A 12221-nucleotide genomic window follows, 5' to 3' on the forward strand; every position below is an offset into this window, starting at 1 on the left:
GAAGCACAAAAAAACCAGCCCGGAGGCTGGTTCTTATAAACTCAACAGTCTAGAGGAAAATTATTCCCACTCGATAGTCGCTGGTGGCTTACCTGAAATATCGTAAACAACACGTGAGATGCCATCAACTTCGTTGATAATACGGTTAGATACCTTACCTAGGAAGTCGTATGGTAGATGCGCCCAGTGTGCCGTCATAAAGTCGATGGTTTCTACTGCACGCAGTGATACAACCCAGTCGTATTTACGGCCATCGCCCATTACACCTACAGAGCGAACTGGTAGGAATACCGTGAACGCTTGAGATACTTTGTCATATAGGTCTGCAGCGTGAAGCTCTTCAATGAAGATAGCATCAGCACGACGTAGCAAGTCACAGTATTCTTTCTTGATTTCACCAAGAACACGAACACCTAGACCTGGACCTGGGAATGGGTGGCGGTAAAGCATGTTATAAGGCAGGCCTAGCTCTAGACCAATCTTACGTACTTCATCTTTGAACAGCTCACGTAGTGGCTCAACAAGACCCATTTCCATTTCATCTGGTAGACCGCCCACATTGTGGTGTGATTTGATCACGTGCGCTTTACCAGTCTTAGATGCCGCAGACTCGATTACGTCTGGGTAGATGGTACCTTGCGCTAGCCATTTTGCATTTTTTAGCTTTTTCGACTCTTCATCGAATACATCTACGAATACGTGGCCGATTGTCTTACGCTTCTCTTCTGGGTCAGACTTGCCTTTCAGTGCTTCAAGGAAACGATCTTCTGCATCAACTTTGATGATGTTTAGGCCGAACTTATCGCCAAACATATCCATCACTTGTTGACCTTCGTTTAAACGAAGTAGACCGTTATCGACAAATACACACGTTAGCTTGTCGCCAATTGCGCGGTGCACCAGCATCGCAACAACAGATGAATCCACACCACCAGATAAGCCTAGGATAACTTCGTCGTCACCCACTTGCTCTTTAATGCGAGCAACCGCGTCTTCGATGATAGATTCCGATGTCCATAGACGCTCACAGCCACATACGCCAAGAACAAAGTTCTCAAGCATTTGTAGGCCACCTTTTGTGTGTGTCACTTCTGGGTGGAACTGAACGCCGTAGTATTTCTTCTCTTCGTTCGCCATCGCAGCGTAAGGACAAGTGTCTGTCTCACCAACTTTTACGAAATCGGCTGGGATCTCTACTACTTTGTCGCCGTGGCTCATCCAAACGTCTTGAGTTGCTTCAAGATCTTTAAATAAGGCACATTCACCAGAAACTTTAACCTGAGCGTAGCCAAACTCACGTTCGTTAGAGCCTGCTACTTTGCCACCTAGTTGTTCCGCCATAGTTTGCATGCCGTAACATACGCCAAGTAAAGGAACACCAGAATCAAACACATATTGAGGCGCGCGTGGAGAGTTCTCTTCCGTTACGCTTTCTGGACCGCCAGATAGGATAATGCCATCTGGGTTGAATTCGCGAATATCCGCTTCTTCTACATCCCAGCTCCATAGTTCACAGTAAACGCCGATTTCACGTACGCGGCGTGCTACTAATTGAGTGTACTGAGAACCGAAGTCCAAGATCAGAATACGTTGGTCATGGATATTTTTAGTCATTTTGAGCAGTCTTTTTAAGGCTAAGTGATTAAAACCGAGGCGAGTGTACTCGCCTCTTCTTAATGCTTCAAGGAAAAAGCAAACGTTTCCGTTAGGTAATTAGTTCCCTAGACGGTAGTTCGGTGCTTCCTTAGTAATTTGAACATCGTGTACATGAGACTCTTGCATACCAGCACCAGAGATACGTACAAATTCAGCTTTCGTACGCATATCTTCGATAGTTGCAGAACCAGTTAGACCCATGCTTGAACGTAGACCACCCATTTGTTGGTGTACGATCTCTTTTAGACGGCCTTTGTATGCGATACGACCTTCGATACCTTCTGGTACTAGCTTGTCCGCTGCGTTGTCAGACTGGAAGTAACGGTCAGAAGAACCTTGAGACATTGCACCAAGAGAACCCATGCCACGGTAAGACTTGTAAGAACGGCCGTTATATAGAATCACTTCACCTGGCGCTTCTTCAGTACCAGCAAACATAGAACCAACCATCACACATGATGCGCCCGCTACGATTGCTTTACAGATATCACCTGAGAAACGGATACCACCGTCAGCGATAACTGGAATACCATAATCATTAGCCACTTCTGCAGCATCTGCGATTGCAGTGATTTGTGGAACCCCCACACCCGTTACAATACGAGTTGTACAGATAGAACCAGGGCCGATACCAACTTTCACTGCGCTTACGCCAGCTTCGATTAGTGCTTTAGCACCAGCACCTGTTGCTACGTTACCACCGATGATGTCTAGATCTGGGTAAGCTGCACGTGTTTCACGAATGCGGCTTAGAACACCTTCAGAATGACCGTGTGAAGAGTCGATAAGTAGAACGTCAACGCCAGCTTCAACTAGTGCAGCAACTCGCTCTTCGTTACCAGCACCAGCACCAACTGCTGCGCCAACACGTAGGCGACCACGCTCATCTTTACATGCGTTTGGTTTACGTTCTGCTTTGTGGAAGTCTTTCGCAGTAATCATACCGGTTAGTTGGAACTCATCATTCACAACCAATACTTTCTCTACGCGAGCTTCGTGCATTTTCTCTTGCACTTCTTCTCGTGTAGCACCTTCTTTAACCGCTGCCAACTTCTCTTTTGGCGTCATTACTGAAGATACTTTCTTAGAAAGGTCCGTCACAAAACGAACGTCACGACCAGTGATAATACCAACAAGCTCATTGCTCTCAGTGACAACAGGGAAACCTGCAAAACCATGCTTTTCAGTGAGCGCAACAACATCAGCGATGGTCGCGTCAGGGTTTACAGTAACCGCGTCAGTTACCATACCAGCTTCGAACTTCTTAACTTTACGAACTTCGGCTGCCTGCTGCTCAATAGACATGTTCTTGTGGATAAAGCCAATGCCACCCTCTTGCGCTAGCGCGATCGCTAGACGAGCTTCAGTAACAGTGTCCATAGACGCTGAAATCATTGGGATGTTTAGGGTGATGTTCTTAGTTAGCTGAGTGCGAAGATCAGCTGTGTTTGGGAGAACGGTGGAGTGTGCTGGCACAAGTAGTACGTCATCGAATGTCAGCGCTTCTTTGGCAATTCTTAGCATTTGCAATATCTCACAATTAGAGGAGTAAAAAGAACAATCCAATCTCATCGTTTCGCATAATGAGGGTAACCTGTGTTAGCAACAAGCTACATTTGGATTAGATATTGCGGAGGGATTATACGGTTAACGCAATCGCTTGACCACAAATTTTTTAATTTTTTTCTTGCAATTACCCCCTTGCTATGTATTATATTGCCGCTAATTTCCATACTCACGTCTAAGAGATTAGCTGTGCTCTCCAAGACCAATCAAAACATCTTTACTGTTTCTCGTCTCAACGCAGAAGTTCGTTTACTCCTTGAAAACGAAATGGGGATCGTTTGGCTCGTCGGAGAGATATCCAACTTTTCAGCTCCTGTCTCTGGTCACTGGTACCTCACTCTTAAAGACTCTCGCGCTCAAGTTAAATGTGCCATGTTTCGTGGTAACAATCGCCGCGTTACTTTCAAGCCCGCTAACGGTAATCAAGTCCTAGTAAAAGCTCGTCTTTCTCTTTATGAGCCTCGCGGTGACTACCAATTGATCATCGAAAGCATGCAGCCGGAAGGTGACGGCCGTCTTCAGCAAGAGTTTGAAGAGCTGAAAATGAAGCTTGCCGCAGAAGGGTTGTTCGCTCAAACCAATAAGCAACCTTTGCCTGAACACCCAAAACGTGTTGGCGTCATCACATCGAAAACTGGTGCCGCGCTTTACGATATCTTAGACGTATTGAAACGTCGTGATCCTTCCCTACCCGTTGTGATTTATCCGACAGTGGTACAAGGTGAAGATGCAGCCATTCAAATCGCACAAGCCATTGGTCGCGCTAACAGCCGTGATGAATGTGATGTGCTAATTGTGGGCCGAGGTGGTGGTTCATTGGAAGACTTATGGTGCTTTAACAACGAGATATTAGCTCGCACGATTGCAGCAAGCCAAATTCCTATTATTAGCGCCGTTGGACATGAAGTCGACGTGACAATAGCTGATTTTGTCGCCGACGTACGCGCGCCTACTCCATCAGCAGCAGCTGAGCTAGTAAGCCGTGATAACAGCCACAAAGATCAAGCTTTAGTTACCCGCCAGCATAAGTTAGCGAGCGCGATGCGTTACTACCTAGCACAACAAAAGCAGCAATCTGCGCAATTAGTGCACCGTCTAGAGAGACAGCACCCAAGCTATCGCTTGCTGCGTCAGACGCAACAGTTAGATGAGTTGGACATGCGCTTACAGCGAGCGATGAGTCGTTTTATTGCCTTGCGTCAACAGCGAATCGAGCGTCAACATTATCGGCTGCAATTAAATTCTCCTGTAACACGCCTTGCCGAGCAGAAGTCGAAGCTAGAACGTGTTGAGCAAAAGCTCATGGATGCAATGGATCGCAAGTTACTGACTATGCGCCATCAACTCGCGATTGCTGCAGAGAAGTTAGACACCGTCAGCCCGCTAGCGACATTGAAACGAGGTTACTCAATTACTCAAACTGAGCAAGGTAAAGTGATTACTCAATCTTCAGATGTAAAATCGGGAGATGTATTGATTACTCGATTAGCCGAAGGCGACGTTCGTTCTACCGTTAACTGAATACAAACTCTGGTTAACTGATTTTCTGGAACTCAAATCGGACACGTGATTTTGATTTGAGTTCATTACACACATTACAAAAGTAGCTCGCAGCACCGCATGCTTGCAGCTTCTCCAGCTCCGCCTCACAATCAGGGCAAAAACCTACTTTTTTAAAATCCGATTCACACTGTGCACAATGGTATTGTCCTGTCCATTCCAGTTCGACATTGCAAGTCGGGCAAATGTTCTGCTGCATATCCCGTTCCTCTCTCTAAACTAAGCAATTTCGAGTAACGCATGCTACTCAAAATAACGAACAAGTATGTTGATCTTCATCACCGCCCCAACAAGTTTCACGAGACGCTAACCATACTTGATACATAGGATCTTATACTGATCGTCTGATATTTACTCCTTGATCAGCGATCACCCCTTAAAAGAATATTTATATAACCACACACCGAAAGCATAAGTTACATATTCTGCATTCCAATTTAAGGCAGCATAAAAACCCTTAAGTTAATTTAATTAGACGTAAAATTAGAGTTTAATAAAAAGATCTTATTCAGAAAGCCGCGTTTACATTGGTGTGCATTTCGATAGTTTGAGCGTCGAGCTCAACGAGTTTAACTTGGATAAAAGCAAACTCATTAAAATGGCTAGCATGCGTTCCACCACAAGGGATTACCGCTAATTGACCTTCCCCTAAATCGCACTTCCAATAGCGAGAATCCGTTAATCTGTCGCCATGGCATTCCATGGTGATCATCACATCTCTTTGAAGCCATTCACCCAGTTGGCCATTCACTTTTTCTGCAATCGCCTGGAGGTCATTCAGCATATCTGCACTGTTTAATCCTCTTTTACGAAGTGTTTTGCCTAAACGGTACGTATCGAGGCACTTGTCTGGAGTGACATAACTCGTAACTTGCGCATAGCTATTAAAGTCATAATAACCATGCGGGTCTTTGCGGTCTGCGTCTTTTCGCCAGTAGCCTTCCGCTAGCACTTTATTCAACGCCAAATACGCTAAGTGTCCTGCACTATGGCCTCGGCTCAAAGCATTTTGATAGTCTTTATCTACCACTAATGTCACCAAGTCATTAATTGCAAGTGATTCCGTACGTGATAAAACATGCACGACGACAAACACCCAACCTTCAGCATCACGCTTTACAGGAATGTCACTACCCACATACAGAGCACCACTTTCCTGCTCCACTGCTCCAACTTGGCAATCTACCACGTCATGTTCAGCCCCATTCACCTTCAACGTTCCTTTGTCTGCAGGGTGATCCGGCCATATGTGACTAACGGGATGGAACGGCGTGACATCTGTAATAACGTAAGTCACTTCTTCCGTAGATTGAACGAGCTGTATTTGTGCTTCTAATTGCCATGTTTGATGACAAAAACGAGTCTTTGTTGCTGTGATAGTCATTTTTACGATTACTTTTGATAAAAAAATACCCAAGTAGAAACTTGGGTATTCGAATTTCATTATTTATTGCGGTTTTTCACCATCGACATCATACGCTTACGTTTACGCTCTTGTGATAGCGTAAGCTTATTCGTACGGTTCTCGTATGGGTTATCACTGTTGTGGAAGTTAATGCGAATCGGTGTTCCCATAATTTCCAGAGACTTACGGAAGTAGTTCATCAGATAACGTTTATACGAATCTGGCAATTCACGAACCATGTTACCGTGGATAACAACGATCGGTGGATTGTAACCACCTGCGTGTGCGTATTTGAGTTTGATACGACGACCACGAACCATTGGCGGCTGGTGATCATCCACTGCCATCTTCATGATACGCGTCAGTACTGACGTACCCACGCGCGTTGTCGCCGAGTTATATGCTTCTTGGATAGATTCAAACAAGTGACCAACGCCAGTACCGTGCAGCGCAGAGATAAAGTGGATACGCGCGAAATCGACGAATCCTAGACGGCGGTCCAGTTCTTTCTTCACGCTTTCTTTCACATCACTGTCTAGACCATCCCACTTGTTAACGGCGATGACAATTGAGCGGCCAGCATTCAGTGCAAAACCAAGCAAGCTTAGGTCTTGGTCTGAAATATTTTCACGTGCATCAATCACCAGTAGAACGACGTTTGCATCTTCTACCGCTTTCAGCGTCTTAACAACAGAGAACTTTTCAACCGTTTCATTGATACGACCACGACGACGAACACCTGCGGTATCAATTAGTACGTATTCGCGTCCATCACGCTCCATCGGGATGTAGATAGAATCACGCGTCGTACCAGGCATATCGTATACAACTACACGTTCTTCACCCAGAATACGGTTAGTCAGTGTCGATTTACCTACGTTAGGACGACCGATGATCGCCAACTTAATCGGCTGCTCTTGAAGGCGCTTGAATTCAGCTTCTGCGTCTTCTTCAGTGTAATCTTCAACAAGAGGCTCTTCGTCTTCGAATCCAGTCAGGTCTTCAATCTCACCTTCTTCAGATTCACTTGTTAATAGATCATCAAAGAATGGAGATAAAGCACGCTCAAGCAGAGCAGTCACACCACGGCCATGAGCGGCGGCAATCTGATACATATCATCCACGCCGAGCTGCCAAAAATCAGCACACGCCGCATCGGCATCAATACCATCTATTTTGTTTACCACCAGCATCGCTGGCTTTTCAATTTTACGCAGATGCGCAGCAATTGCTGCATCTGAAGGAGTCAGACCAGCACGACCGTCAACAAGGAACAATACAACATCAGCCTCATCAATCGCGGCTAATGACTGTTCTGCCATCTTTGTTTCCACGCCTTCTTCTGTGCCATCAATACCGCCGGTATCAATCACAATGAATTCGTGCTCTTCACCAAGTCTCGCCTGGCCATACTTACGGTCTCGCGTTAGGCCTGGAAAGTCCGCAACCAACGCGTCACGAGTGCGAGTCAATCGGTTAAATAGTGTAGATTTACCTACGTTCGGACGCCCTACTAGAGCTACAACAGGTACCATAACAACCTCTACAATAATCTTTCTTCTGTAGTTATAGGTAACGACTTGCTCGATGCCAAATCAAACCAGCTTTTTACCTATAACCACGTCAGGGTTAATAAATTCAAACAACAAAACGGCTCCTAGCTGTCACCAGCCAGGAGCCGAATGTGAATTATATCACGATATTATTCGTTAATGGTTAGTTTCTTTACATCGCCGTTGCGAGTTGTAATCACATAACCATCCGACAATAAAGTCGGGCCAACGGCCAAGCCGCTATCATCGATAAACTGCTGCGCAACAAATTCGCCTGTTGAACGATCCATCCAGTGAAGGTAACCAAGCGTGTCACCGACAACGAGATAATTGCCGACAATAACTGGCGCTGTAAGTTGTCGGTGCTCAAGCAAGCTGTTTTCCCACAACTCAGTCCCACTTCGTGAATCAACGGCAACAACATGATCTTTTTCCGTTATCACAAAGATGCGGCTACCATCTGTAGAAATATCTGTTGCAGATGAGTAATTACGCTTCCAAATCGGGTTCGCTGAACGCAAGTCAATGGCGATAAGTTGACCATTGTATCCAATGGTGAAAAGAGTACCGCCTAGCACAATTGGCGATGAATCAACATCAACCAAACGATCAATTTCTGTCGCGCCTTTTGGCGTACCAACAGGCTGTTGCCAAATCAGCTGACCACGCTCAACGATAGCAGCTGCGAGTCGGCCATTTGCCGTTCCCCAAAATACACCGCCGCCAATTGCAGTCGGAGTACTGTCGCCACGTAAAGTTAGGTTCGGCACTTCTGTACTCAATGCCCAGCGTTGCTCACCTGTACTCTCATTAAGTGCAATCAACATGCCTCGGCTAGTATTGATGATAATAAGGCCTGAATCTGCAACTGGCTTCGCCAGTACCTCACCACCAACTTTCACACGCCAAACAACTTCACCTGTTTCTTGGTTAAGAGAGATGACTTCACCATTCTCAGAGCCAATGTAAAGGTTTCCGTATGCTGCTGTGATACCACCAGAGAGACGAGCAATTACATCTTCTTCTAGGTCCGTTTGCCAACGTTGTTTACCGTTTTCAGGATCCAGCGCTTTTACTAAGCCATCGCGACTTGCCACGAACAATGTATCATTCGCAAATACAGGGGATAGCTTTGAAAAGTAATGACCAACACCATCGCCAACCGATGTGCTCCACTCACTACTGGTTGTAAATTCACTGTCTACCTGAGGTAGTGGCGCCATTACAATGGTATCCTTCTCACCAGCACAACCGGCAAGCACTCCCATTGTTAACACCCCTAACAAGGCTTTGTTAAAGACTCTTTTCATCCAATGCGGTCCTTATTTCGCCAGATCGTCCAATTTCATTTGTAGCGTCGGGCTTGCGTCTGCCGCTTGCTGAGCTTCAGTATACGCAGCGTATGCGGCATCTTTGTCACCTTGGCGAATCGCAATATCGCCACGAAGTTCAGCAATACGCCCTGTCCATGCTGCATCAGTGACGTTACTTAGCTCTGCCGTTGCAGCGTCAAAGTTACCCATTTCCGTTTCAATGCGCGCAATGCGGTAACTAATCAATGGTAACAGCGCAGCATCTTGGGTGTTGCTTTGCGCCCACTTCAATTGCTCTAATGCAGCAGAAAGATCTTGAGCTTCAACTTGTGCTTTAGCAAGTTGTAGCGCAGCCAATACTGAATATTCTTTTACTTCATTTGACTCAATGAAAGCTTTCACGTCAGCTTGAGCATCAGTACCTTTATCTTGCAAAGCATTCATTGCTGTCGTGTAGCTTTGAGAAGCTGCTTCACTCGCCTGAATCACAGAATCCTGGTAGTAACGCCAGCCAAATAGACCACCTAAGCCAACAACCGCACCGATGATGACGGCTTTGCCGTTTTCCTTCCACCAGTCTTTAATGGCTTCAACTTGTTGTTCTTCAGTATCGTAAAGTTCCACTTCCTGTCCTCTTAAAACATGTAAATGGCAGCTTAGCTGCCATTGTTCCTATTTCGTTTAAAGGCTCCACATTTGGGAGCCTTAGCTTACGAACTAGGATGTAATTTTGTTAGATTACTAAAAGACTTAAATCAGTGCTGCGATCTTTTCTGCAACTTCTGCTTGGTTGCAAGTCTCTTGCTCACCACCGGCCAAGTCTTTCAGTACTACGGTGTTATCCGCAACTTCGTTTTCACCCAGAACTAATGCTATAACAGCACCAACTTTGTCTGCACGTTTAAACTGTTTCTTGAAGTTACCGCCACCGAAGTGATTCATCACACGAACGCCAGGGATAGACTCACGAAGCTGCTCTGCTAGCTTCATTCCTGCCATCATGGTGCCTTCGCCTGCTGTTACTACGTAAACATCCACACTGCGACGAACGTCTGTTAGTTCTAGTGTTTCTAGCATCAGAACAAGACGCTCTAGGCCCATTGCAAAGCCAACTGCTGGTGTTGGTTTACCTCCTAATTGCTCTACAAGACCATCGTAGCGACCACCGCCACAAACGGTGCCTTGAGCACCTAGGCTTTCAGTGATCCATTCAAATACCGTGCGGTTGTAGTAATCCAGACCACGAACTAGACGTTCGTTAACTGTGTATTCGATACCTGCGGCGTCTAAAAGTTCACATAGACCTGCGAAGTGTGCTTTAGATTCTTCACCTAAGTAATCTGAAAGGCGAGGTGCGTCACCTAAAATAGCTTGAACGTCTGGGTTCTTCGTATCCAGAACACGCAGTGGGTTCGTGTGCATGCGACGCTTACAATCTTCGTCTAGCACATCAATATGTTGCTCAAGGAACGCAACCAGTGCAGTACGGTAGTCTGCGCGGTCTTCTTGAGAACCGATAGAGTTCAGCTCAAGACGAACATGTTCATTGATACCTAGCTCACGCCATAGACGCGCCGTCATCATGATAAGCTCTGCATCAACATCTGGACCATTTAGACCAAACACCTCAACACCACACTGGTGGAATTGACGGTAACGACCTTTCTGCGGACGCTCATGACGGAACATAGGCCCCATGTACCACAGACGCTGTTCGTCACGGTTGATCAGGCTGTTTTGAATACATGAACGTACACAACCCGCCGTACCTTCAGGGCGAAGTGTTAGGCTGTCTCCGTTACGATCATCAAAGGTGTACATTTCTTTTGAAACGACGTCTGTCTCTTCACCAACAGCGCGGCTGAATAGGTTTGTTTCTTCAACGATTGGCATGCGCACTTCGTTATAACCGTATGCGCTAATTACATTTTTCACTGTGTTTTCTAGTTTCTGCCACAGTGGAGACTGAGTTGGGAGGCAATCGTTCATGCCTCGAATTGCTTGAATTGTTTTTGCCACAATACTTACCGTAATTCTCGTTGAGATTAATCTTGTACTTTAACTTCGATGCGGTTTTCGCCATTCATCATGGCGGCTTTCGCACGGATCTTAGCTTCTAGCTGATTCACAAGGTCATCGTTATCAAAGCGTTCTTTCTGGCGTTTACCATCTTCGTAGAATGCGCTCTTCTTGTTACTGCCAGCTAGACCTAAGTGAGAAACTTCTGCTTCACCAGGGCCGTTTACCACACAACCGATGATAGACACATCCATTGGCGTGATGATGTCTTCTAAACGCTGCTCAAGTGCGTTCACCGTGCCAATTACATCAAATTCTTGGCGCGAGCAACTTGGGCAAGCAATAAAGTTGATGCCTCGAGAGCGAATGCGCAGAGATTTAAGAATGTCGAAACCGACTTTGATTTCTTCAACTGGATCGGCAGCCAAAGAGATACGCAGCGTATCGCCGATCCCTTCAGACAACAGCATACCTAAGCCAACAGATGACTTAACAGCGCCAGCGCGAGCACCGCCCGCTTCTGTAATCCCCAAGTGAAGAGGCTGATCGATTTTCTTCGCTAGCAGACGGTATGAATCCACCGCAAGGAAGACGTCTGAAGCTTTCACGCTAACTTTAAATTGGTCAAAGTTAAGACGATCGAGATGATCTACGTGACGCATCGCCGATTCAACCAAAGCTTCTGGCGTTGGTTCACCGTATTTCATCTGTAAATCTTTTTCCAAAGATCCACCGTTGACACCAATACGGATTGGGATGTTTTTATCGCGAGCACAGTCAACAACAGCGCGAATGCGCTCTTCATTGCCAATATTACCTGGGTTGATGCGTAAACAGTCAACACCGTACTCCGCCACTTTCAGCGCGATACGATAGTCGAAATGAATATCAGCCACTAATGGTACAGAAACTTGCTGTTTAATCAGTTTGAAAGCTTCTGCTGCGTCCATGGTAGGTACAGAAACTCGAACGATATCTGCACCGACTTTTTCTAGTGCTCGGATTTGAGCGACTGTCGTTTCTACGTCAGTCGTGCGAGTGTTAGTCATTGACTGTACGGCAATTGGCGCACCATCACCAATTGGCACATCACCCACATAAATACGCGTCGATTTACGACGAATAATTGGAGATTCGTGTTGCATAATT

10 protein-coding genes are annotated in these 12221 nt (G+C 46.0%); 1 reads left to right on the forward strand and 9 read right to left on the reverse strand.

The genetic code is table 11. The features are described 5' to 3' along the window. Positions 1–60 precede the first annotated feature (60 nt). Both guaA and guaB read right to left on the reverse strand, forming a co-directional pair. The gene (gene guaA / locus NL645_RS12460; protein WP_005391523.1) at positions 61–1614 is read right to left on the reverse strand and encodes a glutamine-hydrolyzing GMP synthase; all 1554 of its coding nucleotides are present in this window, start codon (positions 1612–1614) and stop codon (positions 61–63) included. A 99-nt stretch (positions 1615–1713) separates the two neighbouring features. Then, positions 1714–3180, reverse strand: a complete 1467-nt coding sequence (gene guaB, locus NL645_RS12465) for an IMP dehydrogenase (RefSeq protein WP_005391524.1) — start codon at positions 3178–3180, stop codon at positions 1714–1716. A 231-nt stretch (positions 3181–3411) separates the two neighbouring features. Between guaB and xseA the strand changes: the two genes are divergently transcribed. Next, the gene (gene xseA / locus NL645_RS12470; RefSeq protein ID WP_253651783.1) at positions 3412–4743 is read left to right on the forward strand and encodes an exodeoxyribonuclease VII large subunit; all 1332 of its coding nucleotides are present in this window, start codon (positions 3412–3414) and stop codon (positions 4741–4743) included. Between the two features lie 13 nt (positions 4744–4756). On the opposite strand, the gene NL645_RS12475 is transcribed toward xseA, so the two are convergent. The 7 genes from NL645_RS12475 to ispG form a co-directional block, all read right to left on the reverse strand. Continuing rightward, positions 4757–4981: a zinc ribbon domain-containing protein gene (locus NL645_RS12475; RefSeq protein ID WP_012842112.1), complete on the reverse strand. Its 225-nt coding sequence runs from the start codon at positions 4979–4981 to the stop codon at positions 4757–4759. A gap of 309 nt (positions 4982–5290) precedes the next feature. Further along, on the reverse strand, positions 5291–6166 hold the full coding sequence (locus NL645_RS12480) for an alanyl-tRNA editing protein (protein WP_253651784.1): 876 nt from the start codon (positions 6164–6166) through the stop codon (positions 5291–5293). A gap of 59 nt (positions 6167–6225) precedes the next feature. Next, positions 6226–7722: a ribosome biogenesis GTPase Der gene (gene der / locus NL645_RS12485; protein WP_005391527.1), complete on the reverse strand. Its 1497-nt coding sequence runs from the start codon at positions 7720–7722 to the stop codon at positions 6226–6228. 167 nt (positions 7723–7889) lie between these two features. Continuing rightward, positions 7890–9050 carry an outer membrane protein assembly factor BamB gene (gene bamB / locus NL645_RS12490; RefSeq protein WP_253651785.1) on the reverse strand — a complete coding sequence of 387 codons (1161 nt, stop codon included), beginning with the start codon at positions 9048–9050 and terminating at the stop codon, positions 7890–7892. Positions 9051–9062: 12 nt separating this feature from the next. Then, positions 9063–9677 (reverse strand): YfgM family protein, encoded by a 615-nt coding sequence (locus NL645_RS12495; protein ID WP_005391529.1) that lies wholly within the window; start codon positions 9675–9677, stop codon positions 9063–9065. A gap of 126 nt (positions 9678–9803) precedes the next feature. Further along, a complete protein-coding gene (hisS, locus tag NL645_RS12500) occupies positions 9804–11072 on the reverse strand; it encodes a histidine--tRNA ligase (protein WP_253651786.1) in 1269 nt (422 codons plus the stop codon). Positions 11073–11098: 26 nt separating this feature from the next. Next, a complete protein-coding gene (gene ispG / locus NL645_RS12505; RefSeq protein WP_253651787.1) occupies positions 11099–12217 on the reverse strand; it encodes a flavodoxin-dependent (E)-4-hydroxy-3-methylbut-2-enyl-diphosphate synthase in 1119 nt (372 codons plus the stop codon). Positions 12218–12221: the final 4 nt, after the last annotated feature.

Origin of the sequence: Vibrio sp. Y51_MX_L26 (genome assembly GCF_024181935.1) — a bacterium.
Lineage (GTDB): Bacteria > Pseudomonadota > Gammaproteobacteria > Enterobacterales > Vibrionaceae > Vibrio > Vibrio diabolicus.

Excerpts from the sequence above, each read along its gene's own strand:
- NL645_RS12480 (WP_253651784.1), bottom strand. The coding sequence starts at position 6,166 with ATGACTATCACAGCAACAAAGACTCGTTTTTGTCATCAAACATGGCAA.
- guaB (WP_005391524.1), bottom strand. The coding sequence starts at position 3,180 with ATGCTAAGAATTGCCAAAGAAGCGCTGACATTCGATGACGTACTACTT.
- ispG (WP_253651787.1), bottom strand. The coding sequence starts at position 12,217 with ATGCAACACGAATCTCCAATTATTCGTCGTAAATCGACGCGTATTTAT.
- der (WP_005391527.1), bottom strand. The coding sequence starts at position 7,722 with ATGGTACCTGTTGTAGCTCTAGTAGGGCGTCCGAACGTAGGTAAATCT.
- bamB (WP_253651785.1), bottom strand. The coding sequence starts at position 9,050 with ATGAAAAGAGTCTTTAACAAAGCCTTGTTAGGGGTGTTAACAATGGGA.
- NL645_RS12475 (WP_012842112.1), bottom strand. The coding sequence starts at position 4,981 with ATGCAGCAGAACATTTGCCCGACTTGCAATGTCGAACTGGAATGGACA.
- guaA (WP_005391523.1), bottom strand. The coding sequence starts at position 1,614 with ATGACTAAAAATATCCATGACCAACGTATTCTGATCTTGGACTTCGGT.